The 16,809-nt window shown below is 61.1% G+C and carries 15 protein-coding genes, 1 tRNA gene and 1 pseudogene; 10 read left to right on the forward strand and 7 right to left on the reverse strand.

Annotated elements, in window-relative coordinates; genetic code table 11:
• Positions 1–48: 48 nt before the first annotated feature.
• The 5 genes from AB5Y81_RS18215 to AB5Y81_RS18235 all read right to left on the reverse strand — a co-directional run bounded on the left by AB5Y81_RS18215 (position 49) and on the right by AB5Y81_RS18235 (position 3,534).
• Entirely contained in the window at positions 49–1,038 is a 990-nt protein-coding gene (locus tag AB5Y81_RS18215) for a 2-hydroxyacid dehydrogenase (protein WP_010635765.1), read from the reverse strand.
• A gap of 77 nt (positions 1,039–1,115) precedes the next feature.
• Positions 1,116–1,595 carry a CreA family protein gene (locus tag AB5Y81_RS18220; protein ID WP_042005633.1) on the reverse strand — a complete coding sequence of 160 codons (480 nt, stop codon included), beginning with the start codon at positions 1,593–1,595 and terminating at the stop codon, positions 1,116–1,118.
• A gap of 21 nt (positions 1,596–1,616) precedes the next feature.
• Entirely contained in the window at positions 1,617–2,063 is a 447-nt protein-coding gene (locus AB5Y81_RS18225) for a DUF962 domain-containing protein (protein WP_216988882.1), read from the reverse strand.
• A gap of 52 nt (positions 2,064–2,115) precedes the next feature.
• Complete coding sequence (locus tag AB5Y81_RS18230; protein ID WP_279485147.1) at positions 2,116–2,973, reverse strand: hypothetical protein; 858 nt, start codon at positions 2,971–2,973, stop codon at positions 2,116–2,118.
• A 174-nt stretch (positions 2,974–3,147) separates the two neighbouring features.
• A complete protein-coding gene (locus AB5Y81_RS18235; protein WP_010635769.1) occupies positions 3,148–3,534 on the reverse strand; it encodes a TraR/DksA C4-type zinc finger protein in 387 nt (128 codons plus the stop codon).
• A 468-nt stretch (positions 3,535–4,002) separates the two neighbouring features.
• On the opposite strand from AB5Y81_RS18235, the gene AB5Y81_RS18240 reads away from it, so the two are divergent.
• The 9 genes from AB5Y81_RS18240 to AB5Y81_RS18280 all read left to right on the forward strand — a co-directional run bounded on the left by AB5Y81_RS18240 (position 4,003) and on the right by AB5Y81_RS18280 (position 13,185).
• Complete coding sequence (locus AB5Y81_RS18240; protein WP_005306624.1) at positions 4,003–5,334, forward strand: glutamine synthetase family protein; 1,332 nt, start codon at positions 4,003–4,005, stop codon at positions 5,332–5,334.
• 175 nt (positions 5,335–5,509) lie between these two features.
• Positions 5,510–6,871 (forward strand): aspartate aminotransferase family protein, encoded by a 1,362-nt coding sequence (locus AB5Y81_RS18245; RefSeq protein WP_213344170.1) that lies wholly within the window; start codon positions 5,510–5,512, stop codon positions 6,869–6,871.
• A 54-nt stretch (positions 6,872–6,925) separates the two neighbouring features.
• Entirely contained in the window at positions 6,926–8,023 is a 1,098-nt protein-coding gene (locus tag AB5Y81_RS18250; RefSeq protein ID WP_017779519.1) for a polyamine ABC transporter substrate-binding protein, read from the forward strand.
• A 116-nt stretch (positions 8,024–8,139) separates the two neighbouring features.
• Positions 8,140–9,225, forward strand: coding sequence for a polyamine ABC transporter substrate-binding protein (locus AB5Y81_RS18255; protein WP_017764857.1), 1,086 nt, complete (start codon positions 8,140–8,142; stop codon positions 9,223–9,225).
• Positions 9,226–9,300: 75 nt separating this feature from the next.
• Positions 9,301–10,455: a polyamine ABC transporter ATP-binding protein gene (gene potA, locus AB5Y81_RS18260; protein WP_005306611.1), complete on the forward strand. Its 1,155-nt coding sequence runs from the start codon at positions 9,301–9,303 to the stop codon at positions 10,453–10,455.
• The gene (locus AB5Y81_RS18265; RefSeq protein ID WP_010635771.1) at positions 10,452–11,357 is read left to right on the forward strand and encodes an ABC transporter permease subunit; all 906 of its coding nucleotides are present in this window, start codon (positions 10,452–10,454) and stop codon (positions 11,355–11,357) included. The genes potA and AB5Y81_RS18265 overlap by 4 nt, the downstream gene beginning before the upstream one ends.
• Positions 11,357–12,199 (forward strand): ABC transporter permease subunit, encoded by an 843-nt coding sequence (locus tag AB5Y81_RS18270; RefSeq protein WP_279485522.1) that lies wholly within the window; start codon positions 11,357–11,359, stop codon positions 12,197–12,199. The genes AB5Y81_RS18265 and AB5Y81_RS18270 overlap by 1 nt, the downstream gene beginning before the upstream one ends.
• A gap of 49 nt (positions 12,200–12,248) precedes the next feature.
• Positions 12,249–12,953, forward strand: a complete 705-nt coding sequence (locus AB5Y81_RS18275) for an MOSC domain-containing protein (RefSeq protein WP_139726340.1) — start codon at positions 12,249–12,251, stop codon at positions 12,951–12,953.
• A gap of 155 nt (positions 12,954–13,108) precedes the next feature.
• A tRNA-Pro gene (locus AB5Y81_RS18280) sits at positions 13,109–13,185 on the forward strand.
• 354 nt (positions 13,186–13,539) lie between these two features.
• Here the strand turns inward: AB5Y81_RS18280 and AB5Y81_RS18285 are convergent.
• Both AB5Y81_RS18285 and AB5Y81_RS18290 read right to left on the reverse strand, forming a co-directional pair.
• A complete protein-coding gene (locus AB5Y81_RS18285) occupies positions 13,540–14,067 on the reverse strand; it encodes a hypothetical protein (protein WP_005306599.1) in 528 nt (175 codons plus the stop codon).
• Positions 14,068–14,191: 124 nt separating this feature from the next.
• Positions 14,192–14,656, reverse strand: coding sequence for a thioesterase family protein (locus AB5Y81_RS18290; RefSeq protein WP_029306122.1), 465 nt, complete (start codon positions 14,654–14,656; stop codon positions 14,192–14,194).
• 133 nt (positions 14,657–14,789) lie between these two features.
• Here AB5Y81_RS18290 and recQ point away from each other — a divergent pair.
• Positions 14,790–16,772: pseudogene (recQ, locus tag AB5Y81_RS18295) on the forward strand (ATP-dependent DNA helicase RecQ).
• The last annotated feature ends 37 nt before the right edge of the window (positions 16,773–16,809 follow it).

Here is a 16,809-nt window from a genome sequence, read left to right on the forward strand (position 1 = left end):
CACAACCCGGCGCACGGCAATGAACCGCTAAGGGGCAGGGTCGGCCCCTTATTCCACCTCGTTGTCAGAACGGCCCTGACTGTCGATGGCGCGGATGTTGCTGAGGGTGGTGTCGGCGATGGCGTGCAGCGCCTCGCGGGTCAGGAAGGCCTGGTGGCCGGTGAACAGCACGTTGTGGCAGGCCGACAGGCGGCGGAACACGTCATCGGTGATCACCTCGTTGGACTTGTCGGCGAAGAAGAGATCTTCTTCTTCCTCGTAGACGTCCAGCCCCAGCGCGCCGATACGGGCGGTCTTGAGCGCCTCTATGGCGGCGTTGGAGTCGAGCAGGCCACCCCGGCTGGTGTTGATGATCATCACCCCGTCCTTCATCTTGGCAAACGCCTCCTTGTTCAGCAGGTGGTAGTTCTCCTTGAAAAGCGGGCAGTGCAGGCTGATGACATCGGACTGGCGGAACAGGGTATCGAGATCCACGTACTCGGCACCGAGATCGATGGCCGCCTGGTTCGGATAGGGATCGCTCACCAGCAGGCGCATGCCGAAGCCCTTGAGGATGCGCAGGGTGGCAATGCCGATCTTGCCGGTGCCTATGATGCCGGCGGTGCGGCCGTGCATGTTGAAGCCGACCAGCCCCTCCAGCGAGAAGTTGGCGTCACGGGTGCGCTGATAGGCTTTGTGGATGCGACGGTTGAGGGTCATCATCAGGCCCACCGCGTGCTCGGCGACCGCTTCCGGGGAGTAGGCGGGCACTCGCACCACCTTCAGCCCCAGCTCCTTGGCGGCGGCCAGATCCACGTTGTTGTAGCCGGCGCAGCGCAGGGCGATCACCTTGGTGCCGTTGGCGGCCAGCTCGGTCAGCACCTCGCGGTCGGCATCGTCGTTGACGAACAGGCACACCACGGGGAAGCCGTGGGCCAGCCGGGCAGTCTTGGCCTCCAGCCGCACGTCGAAGAACTCAAGTTCATAACCGTACTGGCTGTTGGCCTGATTGAAGTGCTCTTTGTCGTAGCTCTTGGTACTGAAAACGGCGACTCTCATGGTGCGCTCTCCGCAGATTATGATGTAGTTAAATTACAACAAATATGGGTCGTCATCACGGGATAAATGGTGGAGGTTCAGCCCCACGGCATGATGGGCACGGCGCTGACCGCACTCTTGTAAGAACCATCCACCAGCTTGGTGCTGTAAGTCAGATAGACCAGCGCGTTGCGCTTTTGATCGTAAAAGCGCACCACTTTCTGCTCCTTGAACACCAGCGAGGTGCTGACGTCGAATACCTCTTCCCCTGCCTTCAGCTTGGCAGGCAGGGTGATGGGACCAATCTGGTGGCACGAGAGGGAGGCATGGGAGGGGTCTTCCGCCAGCCCGAGTCCGCCCTTGACGCCGCCGGTCTTGGGGCGCGCCAGATAGCAGGCGACGCCGTCGATGCGCGGGTCGTCGAACGCCTCCACCAGGATCTTGTGGTTGGGGCCAAACAGCTTGAAGGCGGTGCTCACCTCGCCGACGGGGTCGGCCTTGTCGGCCAGTGCCGGGCCGGCAATCAATGCGCCCAGCAGCAGCGGCAGGGCGCGAGCAAGGGTGTAACGGTATCTCATGGTCTCTCCTGTTGGCTTCCCTCAGTAGGGAATGCCCAAACGACGATAGAGGCTGGCCAGCACCCAGGCGGGGCCGATCAGCAGAAATTGCAGGTCGGCAAGGAAGGAGGGGCGCTTGCCCTCGATCTTGTGACCGACGAACTGGGCTATCCAGAGCAGCACGAACCCGGCCAGTGCCGGCCACAGCAGCGGGCCCTGCCAGCTGTGGCAAGCGACCAAGCCCAGCGCGGTCAGCACCACCATCCCCACGAACAGCGCAAACGACAGCCGCAGGTAGAAGGCCAGCACCGGAATGGCAGCCAGCGCAGCCCAGTTGAGCGACGGTGGCAGCGGCCCGGCCGGCAGGCACCAGAGCAGGGCCAGGGCGCAGAGATAGATACCCGGTACCGCCAGCTTGTGGATGGTCACATTGACCGGGTGTTGGTGGCTCTGGCCGTACAGCTCAAACCACTCCTCGATTCCCTTCATGGCACCTCCCTGGCGCGCTGTGGGTGCCACCCCGGTTGAGGTGGCCGATTCGTCATCCCTGCGGGGGATACTCCCAATATTGGGCCGGAATGCTCTTGAGCAAGGGGGTCATGTCGGGATTGGGCAGGGCGATGGTGACCCGCTGGTCGAGCTTGGCACTGGCCAGCGCCTCGCGGATCTTGGGGTTCTCCCGGAAGAACTTCATGAAGCTGCCGTCGGCATAGGCCCGCTCAAGCCCGGTCTGAATCGCTTTGGCCAGTTTCGGCGCCTCGGGACTGACGAAGAAGAACTCGGCGAAGGGGTAGCGGATCAGCAGATGCTGATCGATGACCAGGTTGGGGTATTGCGCCACCAGCTCGCTGCGCTCGGCGAAGATCTCCACCAGGTTGCGCGGGAAGAAGTCCAGCTTGTCGCCGTCGTTGATCAGCCGAAACAGGTTGCTGTAGCGCCCCGAATAGGTGGGGATGCCCGCGTTCTCCAGGATCTTGTTGTCGGCCCAGCCCACCCCTTGCGCCGCCTTCAGCTTCTTGAGATCGGCCAGCGAGTTGATCTGGTTGAACTTCTCCTGGGCATCGGCGTGGATGAAGGAGAGCCGCAACCCTTCCAGACCGCGAAACAACGGGATCGGCACGGCGATGAGGGAGGATTCGAGGGCACTGGAGGTTCCCATCCAGAACACATTGATGGTTTTGCCCTTGCTCAGCTGTTGCTGCAGGCTGTACTGGTTGAGGTTGAGTTCGACCTGCTGGATGCGGAACGGCTGGTCGGCATGGTTGAGGGCCAGTTCCAGCAGCTTGAGCTGATACTCTTTGTCGATGTCGTTGATCGGTCGGCTGGGCACCTTGACCGTGAGGGTCTGTGCTTGTGCCAGCAACGGCAGACACAAGCACAGTTTGAGGAACCATTTCACTCTCTGCTCTCCTGTAGATTCCGGGGCTTGCCCGGAGTCTAACAGAACTTGTCACTCTGTTGCTGCGCCGCCGTGGCGCGGAGAGCGGCGAGGCAGGGAACCCCGCCTGCATCGAGGCAGACAGGGCCTGCTCGTCATCCCGCCGGCGAGCGCCAGTGACGGAGCAGCGAGGCGTCAGGCGACGCGACGATACACGTGGGTATCGTTGAACTCCTTGGTGCTCTGGCATTCGACGCAGAAGCGGGACTCGGGACGCGCCTGCAGCCGCTTGAGGGAGATCTCGTCACCGCAGGATTCGCAGTAACCGAAATCCCCTTCGCTGATGCGCTTGAGCGCACCACGCAGCTTGCGCAGATGCAGCTTGTCATGCTCGATGCGGTTCAGCTCCAGACGGCGGGCTTCCTCGATGCTGGCACGGTCAATTTCATCAGCCATCTCGTTGGTATCGGTGGCGATGGCCTGGCTGGCCTGGGAGTTGAGGCGATCTTCGAGTTCGAGGATCTGGCGCTCGATCTGTCCCTTGTAAAAGGCCAGTTGGTCTTCAGTCATGAAATCACACATACGATTTACTACCAGTCAGTTTACTAACCCAATTATCCCTGTTTATGGGGGCTGTCTGCCTGCAGACCAAGCCCTGTGTCCTGTATTTGCACCAAATCCATGCAGGAGAGTGCAAATCAGGGCGGGCCTTGTACCAAAAAAATGCAGGCATGCAAAGCAAAGAGGACAAGGATTGTGCGCCCTTGCAAAAAAATGGCCCGATTCCGACAGGGTCTGACTGAGAACATACGGGGGTAACACGCCTCGTTGGCACCGGCTTTGCAGTGGGTCGTTACCATGACAGGGTGTTTAGTATTTGTCCCCGCCATGGTCATTATATGCGCCGTTATTTATAGTTTTTTAAACACCACCGCTTGACATTGCCCCTGATGGCGGGCTTTTATGGTGGTGTTGATTACAATTTGATAACAAGGGTGTTCCATATATTAGACACCCTTGCCAATGGCAACCGTAGAGTCGGGGTTTAACATGGACAGTATCAAGGGCTGGATGGAGAGCAATCGCATCACGGAAGTGGAGTGCCTGTTTCCGGATTTCACCGGCAATGCCCGAGGCAAGATCATTCCAGCCAACAAGTTTCTGCGCGAAGGGGGCATGCGCCTGCCCGAGGTCATCTTCACCCAGACGGTGACCGGCGAGTATCCGGATGACGACAGCATGATCGACCCGCTGGAGCGGGACATGCAGCTCTATCCCGATCCCAACACCATTCGTTTCGTACCCTGGGCACTGGAGCCCACCGCCCAGGTGATCCACGACTGTTTCGACATCAATGGCAAGCTGATCGACATAGCGCCGCGCTCCGTGCTGCGTCGGGTCCTGTCATTTTACGAGAAGCAGGGCTGGAAGCCGGTGGTGGCCCCCGAGCTGGAGTTCTACCTGGTCAAGCGCAACGAAGATCCCGACTATCCGCTGGTGCCACCCACCGGCCGCAACGGTCGCCCGGAGACGGCCCGCCAGTCGTTCAGCATCGACGCGGTGAACGAATTCGACCCCATCTTCGAGGACATGTACGACTACTGCGAGGCGCAGGAGCTGGAGGTGGACACCCTGATCCACGAATCCGGTGCCGCCCAGATGGAGATCAACTTCCTGCACGGGGATGCCATCGATCTGGCCGACCAGGTGTTCCTGTTCAAGCGCACCATGCGCGAGGCGGCCCACCGTCACGGGATTTACGCCACCTTCATGGCCAAGCCGATGAGCGACGAGCCCGGTTCCGCCATGCACATTCACCAGAGCCTGGAAGATGAGAACGGTCGTAACCTGTTCGGGGCCGAGAACGGCGGCAACTCCGAGCTGTTCATGCACTTCATCGCCGGCCTGCAGAAATACACCCCGGCGGTGACCGCGCTGCTGGCCCCCAACGTCAACTCCTACCGCCGTCTCACCTTCGGCGAGAGCGCGCCGCGCAACGTGCAGTGGGGGGTGGAGAACCGCACCTGCGGGCTGCGGGTGCCCTTCTCCGAGGCCAGCGCCCGCCGGGTGGAGAACCGCTTCGCCGGCGCCGATGCCAACCCCTATCTGGCGCTGGCCGCCACCCTGGCCTGCGGCTACCTCGGCATGATGGAGAAGCTGGAGCCGCTGCCGGAGATGAAGTCGAGCGCCTATGAGCTGCCCTACAGCTTGCCCCGCTCGCTGGAGGAGGCACTGAGCCACCTGGAGCAGTGCGACCCCATCAAGGAGATGCTGGGCGAGCGCTTTACCCGCGCCTTCGTGGCGGTGAAGCGCAAGGAGTATGAAACCTATTTCGGGGTGATCAGCCGCTGGGAACGGGAGTTCCTGCTGCTGAACGTGTGACCCGGGTGCGCGCCTGACGCGCATCGGCCTGCCGGGAGCGCCCGAGGGCGTTCCCGCTCATATCGACAATGCCGGGGCCAAGGTCAGGCTCTCCCATACGTGAGTGGGGGAGCCCCCCTCCCTCATCCGTTGACGAACAAACATCGCTTACATCGAAGGAACCGAGGAGCAAGCAATGCAGCACACCACCCGTGAGTGGCAGCAACTGGAAGCCAGCCATCATCTGCATCCGTTTACAGATTTTCAGGCGCTGAACAAGAAAGGCAGCCGCATCATCACCCGTGCCGAGGGGGTCTATCTGGAAGACTCCGAAGGCAAGCGCATTCTGGACGGCATGGCGGGTCTGTGGTGCGTCAACCTGGGTTACGGTCGCCAGGAGCTGGTGGACGCCGCCACCCACCAGATGCAACAACTGCCCTACTACAACCTCTTCTTCCAGACCAGCCACCCGCCTGCCGCCGAGCTGGCGACCCTGCTGGCCGAGGTGACGCCCTCCCACCTCAACCACGTCTTCTTCACCGGCTCGGGTTCCGAGTGCAACGATACCGTGCTGCGCATGGTGCGCCACTACTGGGCCAGCAAGGGGCAGCCGGAGAAGCAGGTGATCATCAGCCGCCACAACGCCTACCACGGCTCCACCGTGGCAGGGGCCAGCCTGGGTGGCATGAAGGGGATGCACGCTCAGGGCGGGTTGCCGATCCCCGGCATAGTGCACATCGATCAGCCCTATCACTTCGGCGAGGGGCAGGGGATGAGCGCCCACGAATTCGGGCTGGCCCGTGCCCGTCAGCTGGAGGAGAAGATTCTGGAGCTGGGGGTGGACCAGGTGGCCGCCTTCATTGGCGAGCCGATCCAGGGCGCCGGCGGCGTCATCATCCCGCCCGACAGCTACTGGCCCGAGATCCAGCGCATCTGCGACAAGTACGGCATCCTGCTCATCGCCGACGAGGTGATCTGCGGCTTTGGCCGCACCGGTCACTGGTTCGCCAGCGAGGGTTTTGGCATCAAGCCGGACCTCATGTGCCTGGCCAAGGGGATCACCTCCGGCTACCTGCCGATGGGGGCCGTGATGGTGGGGGACAGGGTCGCCAAGGTGCTGGTGGAAGAGGGGGGCGAATTCAACCACGGCTTCACCTACTCCGGTCATCCGGTGGCCTGCGCCGTGGCCATTGCCAACATTACGCTTATGCAAAACGAAAGCATAGTTAAGCGAGTTCATGATAGTATCGGCCCCTATTTGCAGCGTCGCTGGGCGGAGCTGGCGGACCATCCGCTGGTGGGCGAAACCCGTGGCAAAGGCCTGGTGGCCGCGCTGGAAATAGTGCAGGACAAGCAGACCAACAGCCGCTTCCCGGCTGAGCTGCAGGCCGGTATGACCTGTCGGGAGTTCTGCTTTAACAATGGCTTGGTGATGAGGGCGGTCGGCGATACCATGATCATATCGCCCCCCTTGGTGATCACCGAGGAACAGGTGGATGAATTGGTCAATCTGGCCAGGCTCAGTCTGGATCTGACGGCGGCAAAGCTGCGGGGATAGGCGGGCGCCGGGCAGGTTGGCTTGCGCATACAATTTGCTTAGGAGACAAGGACGATGTCTTTCAAAACGGGAATGATTGCAGCCTCGGTGGCGCTGGTCATGATGAGCGGCGCGGCGATGGCCGAAGAGAAGGTGTTGCACGTCTACAACTGGAGCGACTATATCGCGCCAAACACCCTGGAAGACTTCCAGAAAGAGACGGGCATCAAGGTGGTCTACGACGTGTTCGACAGCAACGAGGTGCTGGAAGCCAAGTTGCTGGCGGGCAGTTCGGGCTATGACATCGTGGTGCCGTCCAACCCCTTCCTGGCCAAGCAGATCAAGGCGGGCGTGTTCCAGAAACTGGACAAGTCCAAGCTCTCCAACTGGCAAAACCTGGATACCTCGTTGCTCAAGGCGCTCGAACCGAGCGACCCGGGTAACCAGTACTCCATTCCTTACCTGTGGGGCACCATCGGTTATGCCTACAACCCGGAGAAGGTGAAAGCCGTGCTGGGTGACAAGGCGCCGGTGGACTCCTGGGATCTGGTGTTCAAACCGGAAAACATGGCCAAGTTGAAGGAGTGCGGTGTCTCCTTCCTCGATTCGCCGACTGAAATGCTGCCAGCCGCCCTGCAATACCTGGGCTTCAAGCCGGACAGCCAGAAGCCGGACGAGCTGAAGAAGGCGGAGGAGCTGTTCCTCTCCATCCGTCCCTACACCGCCTACTTCCACTCCTCCAAGTACATTTCGGATCTGGCCAACGGCAACCTGTGCGTGGCGGTCGGCTATTCCGGTGACTTGCAGCAGTCCAAGTCCCGGGCGATCGAGGCCAAGAACGGCATCAATCTGACCTACGTGATCCCGAAAGAGGGGGCAGGCAGCTTCTTCGACATGCTGGCCATTCCGGCCGATGCCAAGAACGTGGAAGCGGCCCATGTATTCCTGAACTATCTGATGAAGCCCGAGGTGATCGCCCAGATCTCCGACGCCGTCAGCTATCCGAGCGGGAACAAGGCCTCCGTGCCGCTGGTGTCCGAGAAGATCCGCAACGATCCGGGCATCTACCCGAGCGACGAGACCCTCAAGAAGATCTACACCTTCCCGGATCTGCCGGCCAAGGTGCAGCGTCTGATGACTCGTAGCTGGACCAAGATCAAGTCAGGCAAGTAAGTGAAGAGTGCCCCTCCCGGTCCGCAGTTCGGCCGGGAGGGTGGTGACCCACCCGACAGGTTGGACGGCGCGTATGGATGCGCACTGGCAAATCACACATAAAGAGGACTGAGTAAGTGCACATGACCAAGATAGCTACGCTGGCCCTGACCCTGGGGTTTGCAAATCTGACCCAGGCAGCCCCTGTGGTTCATTTTTACAACTGGTCCGACTATATCGGCGAGACCACCCTCAGCGACTTCCAGCAAAAGACCGGGATCAAGACCGTCTATGACGTGTTTGACTCCAACGAGACGCTGGAAGGCAAGCTGCTGACCGGCCGTACCGGTTACGATCTGGTCGTGCCCTCCAACAATTTCCTGGCCAAGCAGATCAAGGCGGGGGCCTTCCAGAAGCTGGATCCCGCCCTGCTGCCCAATCTGGCCAACCTGGATCCCGTGCTGCTCAAGCAGCTCGACAAGGTGGATCCGGGCCATCAATACGCCGTGCCCTATCTGTGGGGCACCAACGGCATCGGTTACAACGTCGAGAAGGTCAAGGCGGTGCTGGGGGTCGACAAGATCGACTCCTGGGCGACCATCTTCGAGCCGGAAAACATGAAGAAGCTCTCCCACTGCGGGGTGGCCTTCCTCGATTCGGCGGACGAGATGATCCCGGCGGCGCTCAACTATCTGGGGCTCGACCCCAACAGCCATGAGCCGGCAGACCTCAAGCGTGCCGAAGAGCAGCTGCTCAAGGTGCGCCCCTACGTGGCCTACTTCCACTCCTCCAAGTACATCGGTGATCTCGCCAATGGCAACATCTGCGTGGCGGCCGGCTTCTCCGGCGACATCCTGCAGGCGGCGGCGAGGGCCGAGGAGGCGGGCAAGGGGATCAAGATCGCCTACAGCATTCCGAAGGAGGGGGGCAACCTCTGGTTCGACATGATGGCGATCCCGGCCGATGCCACCAACGTGAAAGAGGCGCACGCCCTCATCAACTACATTCTCGAGCCTGACGTCATCGCCAAGGTGAGCGACTACGTGGGGTATGCCAACCCCAACAGCAGGGCGGGAGAGTTCATGGAGAAACGCGTGCGCGAAGACGAATCCGTCTATCCACCCCAGGCGGTGCTGGAACGGCTCTATGTGCAGCAGGCACATCCCCGTGCGGTGCAGCGTCTGATCACCCGGAGTTGGACCAGGATCAAGTCCGGAACCTAACCTTGGCGCCCGTCCCGGGGCGCCAGACTGTTTTATGGATCGGCCCCGGCCGGTATTACCTTTGGGAGTTTGGTAATGGCGATAGCCTCCAGTGCCTACAAGAAAGCCCTCGAGGGCAGCCAGCAACGCAAAGAAGTGCTGGTCAAGATAGACAGGGTAAGCAAGCAGTTCGATGAAACGCTGGCGGTCGACAACGTGTCCCTCAACATCCACAAGGGCGAGATCTTTGCCCTGCTGGGCGGGTCCGGCTCCGGCAAGTCGACCCTGCTGCGGATGCTGGCGGGGTTCGAGCGCCCCACCGAGGGACGGCTGTTCCTCGATGGCGTCGACATCACCGACATGCCGCCCTATGAGCGTCCCATCAACATGATGTTTCAGTCCTACGCCCTGTTTCCCCACATGACGGTGGCCCAGAACATCGCGTTCGGTCTCAAGCAGGACAACCTGCCCAAGGCGGAGATCGACGCCAGGGTGGAGGAGATGCTCAAGCTGGTGCAGATGACCCAGTATGCCCGCCGCAAGCCCCATCAGCTCTCCGGCGGCCAGCGTCAGCGGGTGGCGCTGGCGCGCTCGCTGGCCAAGCGGCCCAAGCTGCTGTTGCTGGATGAGCCCATGGGGGCGCTCGACAAGAAGCTGCGTTCCCAGATGCAGCTGGAGCTGGTCGAGATCATCGAACGGGTCGGGGTTACCTGCGTCATGGTGACCCACGACCAGGAAGAGGCCATGACCATGGCCGAGCGGATCGCCATCATGCACCTGGGCTGCATCGAGCAGATCGGCAGCCCGATGGATATCTACGAAACCCCGGCCAGCCGGCTGGTGTGCGAGTTCATCGGCAACGTCAACCTGTTTGACGGCCTGCTGGTGGAGGACGAGCAGGACCACGCCACCATCGCCTGCGCCGATCTGGAGCAGCCCATCTACGTGGGCCACGGCATCAGCTCCCGCGCCGAGAACAAGAAGGTGACCTATGCCCTGCGGCCGGAAAAGCTGCTGATGAGCTTGCAAAAGCCGGTGGAGATCGAGCACCCGGACTTCAACTGGACCAAGGGCGAGGTCTACGACATCGCCTATCTGGGCGGTCACTCGGTTTACTACATCCAGTTGCCCTCGGGCAAAATCGTTCAGGCTTTCATCGCCAACGCCGAACGCCACGGCAAGCGGCCGACCTGGGATGACCAGGTGTTCCTCTACTGGGAAGATGACAGCGGCGTGGTGCTGCAATCATGATGGCATTGAAACGACTGAAGTCGTTGGGGGGGCGGCAGCTGGTGATCGGCATCCCGTTCTTCTGGCTGTTCCTGTTCTTCCTGCTGCCCTTCATCATCGTCGTGAAGATCAGCTTCGCCGAAGCGGACGTGGCAATCCCGCCCTACACCGACGTGGTGAGCTGGGCGGACAATCAGCTCACCATACTGCTCAACATGGGCAACTACCTGCTGCTGCGGGAGGATGAGCTCTACATCGCAGCCTATCTCGGCTCCCTCAAGATGGCCCTGGTCAGCACCATTCTCTGCTTGCTGATCGGTTATCCCATGGCCTACTCCATTGCGCGGGCCAACAAGGAGACCCAGACCGTACTGCTGCTGCTCATCATGATGCCGACCTGGACCGCGATCCTGATCCGGGTCTACGCCTGGATGGGCATTCTCAGCAACAACGGCCTGCTCAACAGCCTGCTGATGGGCATCGGCCTCATCGACGAGCCGCTGCAGATCCTCAATACCAACCTGGCGGTCTACATCGGCATCGTTTACTCCTACCTGCCGTTCATGGTGCTGCCGCTTTACGCCAACCTGGTCAAGCATGACCAGAGCCTGCTGGAGGCGGCCTCCGACCTCGGCGCCCGCAACCTGACCCGGTTCTGGCGGATCACGGTACCGCTCTCCAAGAACGGCATCATCGCCGGCTGCATGCTGGTGTTCATTCCGGTGGTGGGCGAGTTCGTGATTCCGGAGCTGCTGGGCGGCCCCGAGACCCTGATGATAGGTAAGGTGCTGTGGCAGGAGTTCTTCAACAACCGCGACTGGCCGGTGGCCTCCGCGCTGGCGGTGGTGATGCTGGCGGTGTTGATCATCCCCATCATCCTGTTCAACCGTAACCAGGCCAAAGAGCTGGAGGGCAAGGCATGATGAGACGTTTCGGTTTTGCCAAGCTGATGCTGTGGCTGGGGCTGCTGTTCATCTACCTGCCCATGATCATCATGGTGATCTACTCCTTCAACGCCTCCAAGCTGGTGACGGTATGGGGGGGCTGGTCGCTCAAGTGGTACTTCGGCCTGCTCGACAACAAGCAGTTGATCAGCTCCGTGTTGCGTTCGCTGGAGATCGCTTTCTACACCGCCATCTCGGCGGTGGCGCTGGGGACGGTGGCGGCCTTCGTGCTGACCCGGATCCCGCACTTCCGCGGTCGGACCCTGTTCGGCGGCATGGTGACGGCGCCGCTGGTGATGCCCGAGGTGATCACCGGTCTCTCCTTGCTGCTGCTGTTCGTGGCCATGGCCCAGCTGGTGGGCTGGCCTGCCGAGCGGGGCATGGTGACCATCTGGATAGCCCACACCACCTTCTGTACCGCCTATGTGGCGATCGTGGTGTCGGCGCGGCTGCGGGAGCTGGATCTCTCCATCGAGGAGGCGGCCATGGATCTGGGGGCCAAACCCTGGAAGGTGTTCTTCCTGATCACCATCCCGATGATCGCCCCTTCGCTGGCGGCGGGCGGCATGATGTCGTTTGCCCTGTCGCTGGATGACCTGGTGCTGGCGAGCTTCGTCTCCGGCCCGGGCTCCACGACCCTGCCGATGGAGGTCTTCTCGGCGGTGCGGCTCGGGGTGAAACCCGAGATCAACTCGGTGGCCAGCCTGATCCTGTTGTCGGTGTCGCTGTTCACCTTCGGCAGCTGGTATCTAATGGCCAAGGCGGAGAAACGCCGCCGTGCCGAGATCGCCATGACCACCCAGATGCAGGCAGTCGCCTGACCCCTCACATGATAAGATCCGCATTCTCTCGTCAATCCGGAGGATGAGAATGCGGATCTCCATCTTTAGCGGCCAGGGTGCCGAACTGGTTCCCGGCCTTGTCAGTGCCATCCACAAACAAGCCACCCCCATACCGCTCTGGTGTGGCGTCAGCGGTCTCGCGGGCGACGAACAGTGCGACCAGCGCCACCATGGCGGCCCGGATCGGGCGCTGCACTACTATCCCGCCGATCACTACCCCTGGTGGCATAACTGGCAGATGGCGCTGGGTTTGGCGGCCCCGCGTACCCCCTGGCAGCCCGCCGCCTTCGGCGAGAACCTCTCCGGGGTCGGGTTGACCGAGGCGCAGGCCTGCATCGGCGATGTCTATCGACTCGGCGAGGCGCTGATCCAGATAAGCCAGCCCAGATCACCCTGTTTCAAGCTCAACCAGCGTTTCGGCTATGGCCAGATGTCGCAGGTGATGCAGCTCAACGGCCGCTGCGGCTGGTTGCTGCGGGTGCTGGAGGAGGGGATGGTGATGCCGCAGGAGCGGCTGGAGCTGGTAGACAGACCCTACCCTGAGCTCACGGTAAAGCGTACTGCCGATATCCTGTTCAATCAGCTACGCAACGAGGCGGACCTGCTGTTGCTGCTGGAAAATCCGGCCCTCTCGCCCAACTGGCGCAAGCATGCGGCGGACTGGCTGGAGCACGGCACGATTGCGGATTGGCAACGCCGGTTGCTGGGGCCTGAGTCGCTTCGCCTGCCCTGAGGCTGGGTTAGCGAAATGTCACTGTCCGGCTGCATTTCGGTAAAACGGCGGGGAGAGTGCTGAATAGTTGAGCGAACAGCACTTTTTTTCCTTTTTAATGCAAAAAAGGCTTGTGTCGGGTCGGGGCTTTCGGTAAATTCCCGTCCCGCAGACATCGGTGTGTAGCGCAGCTTGGTAGCGCACTTCGTTCGGGACGAAGGGGTCGGAGGTTCGAATCCTCTCACACCGACCACATTAGAAAAGGCCGCTCAATAGAGCGGCCTTTTCGCATTTGGCTTTCGCCTCAACAGAGGCTGGCTCCAGCGCTGGCAGTCGTACGATGGTATGCGATGCTTTCCTGCCTCGCTGCCTCGCTGCCTCGCTGCCTCGCTGCCTCGCTGCCTCGCTGCCTCGCTGCCTCGCTGCCTCGCTGCCTCGCTGCCTCGCTGCCTCGCTGTCTCGCTGTCTCGTTTGTTGGAACCTGACAATAAAAGGGCCACCGCTCGGTGGCCCAGAGTGGAGTCTGATCCTGACTCCGGCATTCTAGATTGTGGCAATCTCTCGTTGGGTTCTGTCTATGGTGCCCTCCTTGCGCGCCAGGCGCCTGTTAGATATGCCAGTGCTGATGCCGCAATGCCTTGAAGCTGTGTTGAGGTTGCAAAGCCGCGTGCTTGGGGTACTCACTAATGAAATGTTCTATTCCCTCCATCAGTTGTTCGCGTAATGAAGACACGGGCTCATGCCAGGCTTGCAGGCACAGATGGCCAGGGATCAGCTGCTCCTGATAATCTTCCAGCAGCTGTTCTGGCCAGGGTTCAATACCGGAATTGCGTTGCAGCAAATAGTGGGCGGCGGGTTCACGGGCATAGATGAACTGAATCTGGGCCAGATCGCGTTGGCTTAGCGTTTGACTGTTGATATGACAAGTCAGGTATTTTCCCGTCTTCAGGTCCAAGAAGTGACCGCGTTGCCGACAGGCTATGATGCGATACCAAGGCAGGGGCGAACAGAGAGAGTATCCCTCAAGCTCCTGTTCCAGCCAGTGGCGACACTCGGGTGTCTGCACCTCGTCGAGCATGGACTCGAGCTGCCTCAACAAGGCTCTGGATGGTTTGGTGGCCAGTTTCGCACTCATCGCCTGCAATCCTCCCTCTGCACACAATCCCGACTTTCAGTATGAACCCCGTGGCGGCAGAGGGGGTAAGGTTTCTAATGATTAAAATCAGATTAGCAGCGCTGTTTTTATGCAATGAGCGGGTTCAGCCCACCAGATAGGTGCCGGTACCGAAGGCGATATGGGTGCCCTCTTCGTTGTGCAGTTCCATGCGGGCAACCGCGACCTTGCTGCCGGCCCGGATGATGTGGGCGGTGGCGATGAACTCGTTGCCGCGCCCCGGCCGCAGATAGTCCACCCGCAGATCGATGGTGCCGAGGCGGGAGAAGCGCTCCTTGAGATAGCTAGGGGAGAAGTCTTCCAGCTCGTCGATGCAGGAGGCGGCGACTATCATGCCGCCGGCCACGTCGAGCAGGCTGGCGGTGACGCCGCCGTGCAGTATGTTGTGGAAGGGATTGCCGATCAGCTTTTCCTCCATCTTGATGCGCAACTCCACCTTGTCGAAGTCGTAGTGGGTGACCTGCATGCCGATCAGCTTGTTGAAGGGCATCCTCTCGGCGAACAGGTTGGCAATGCCACTGAGCGCCATCTTCTTGAGCATCTGTTTCATTCCTTGAGTCCAATCCCTGTCGGCATAGCCGAGTAAAAACTCCAGCCAGTCTGCAACACTTCCTTAACAGTCGCAATGGCAGGTTTATTGTGGGCGGCGGCTGCTTTAGAATGGCGACCCCAAAGGAGAGCCCATGACCGTCATTGCCGAAACCCTGCCTGACCCTCAGCCAGAGAACCCCCTTGCCCTGTTGCAGGCGGTGTTCGGCTATCAGCAGTTTCGGCCGGGTCAGCTCGAGATCATCGAGCAGATAGTGGCGGGGCGCGATGCGCTGGTGCTCAAACCCACCGGCGGTGGCAAGTCGCTCTGCTACCAGATCCCGGCGCTGCTGCGACCCGGGCTCGGGGTGGTGGTCTCTCCCCTCATCTCGTTGATGAAGGATCAGGTGGACAGCCTGCGTGCCAACGGGGTGGCGGCGGTCTACATCAACTCGGCCCTGAGCCGGGAGGAGATGATCCAGAACTTTGCCGCCATGCGGCACGGCGAGATAAAAATCGTCTACGTCTCCCCCGAACGCCTGCTGCAACACGAATTCATGGACCGGCTGGCGGAGCTGCCGCTCGGCCTGTTCGCCATCGACGAGGCGCACTGCGTCTCCCAGTGGGGGCACGATTTTCGGCCGGAGTATGCGGCACTGGGCCGGCTCAAGCAGTGGTTTCCCCAGGTGCCCGTGGTGGCGTTGACCGCCACCGCTGACGAGGCAACCCGCAGCGACATGCTGCACCGGTTGGAATTGAACGATCCCTTTATCCACACCGCCAGTTTCGACCGGCCCAATATCCGCTACAGCCTAGTGGAGAAGTTCAAGGCGGCCGAGCAGCTGCTGCGCTATGTGCAGAGCCAAAAGGGCAACTGCGGCATCGTCTACTGCTCCAGCCGCAACCGGGTGGAGGAGGTGGCCGAGCGGCTCTCCCGTCACGGCTGCAAGGCAGCTCCCTATCATGCCGGCCTGCCCCTCGAGCTGCGCCAGCAGACCCAGGAGGCCTTCCTCAAGGATGACATCGAGATAGTGGTGGCGACGGTGGCGTTTGGCATGGGCATCGACAAGCCCAACGTGCGCTTCGTGGTGCACTACGACATCCCGAAGAACATCGAGTCCTACTATCAGGAGACCGGTCGGGCCGGGCGCGACGGCACCCCCGCCGAGGCGCTGTTGCTCTACGATCCCGCCGACATCGGGCGGGTGCGCCGGCTGCTCGACAACATCGAAAACCCCCAGCAGTTGCAGGTGGAGCAGTACAAGCTCAACGTGATGGCGGCCTTCGCCGAGGCGCAGACCTGTCGCCGTCAGGTGCTGCTCAACTACTTCGGCGAATACAACGACAAGCCGTGCGGCAACTGCGACATCTGCCTCGATCCGCCCAAGAGCTATGACGGCACCGAAGACGCCCAGAAGGCGCTCTCCTGCGTCTGGCGGGTGGGTCAGAACTTCGGGGTAGGTTATGTGGTGGAGGTGCTGCGAGGTTCGCTCAATCAGCGCATCAAGGATCACGGCCACGACAAGCTCTCGACCTACGGCATCGGCAAGGATCAGAGCCACGAGTACTGGATGAGTGTCATCCGACAACTGATCCACAAGGGGTTGCTGACCCAGAACATCACCCGCAACCTGGTGCTGCAACTGACCGAGGCGGCCCGCCCCGTGCTGCGCGGCGAGGTGAAGCTGGAATTGGCGGTACCCCGCCTGCAGCCCATCTCCAGTCGCAAGGAGAAGCGCAACGGCCTGCTCGACAACGCCAATTATGACAAGCGGCTGTTCAAGGAGCTGCGCGCCCTGCGCAAGCAGATCGCCGAGGATGAAGAGGTGCCACCCTACGTGGTGTTCAACGACGCCACCCTGGTGGAGATGGCGCAGCTCATGCCGATGACGGAAGACGAGATGCTGGCGATCAACGGTGTCGGTCACCGCAAGCTGGAGCGCTTCGGCGAAGCCTTTATGGACCTGATCATCGACTACTGCCGTCGGTAGGATCGACCCTGGTGGAGATGGGGTCAGCGGCGATTCATGCCGATGACGGAAGACGAGATGCTGGCGATCAACGGCGTCGGTCACCGCAAGCTGGAACGCTTCGGCGAAGCCTTTATGGACCTGATCATCGACTACTGCCGCCGCTAGGGGAGATTAGCAAGGCGTCACCGACCCGGCAGACTCA

The sequence above is a fragment of the Aeromonas sp. s2 genome (assembly GCF_040907935.1).
Lineage (GTDB): Bacteria > Pseudomonadota > Gammaproteobacteria > Enterobacterales > Aeromonadaceae > Aeromonas > Aeromonas dhakensis.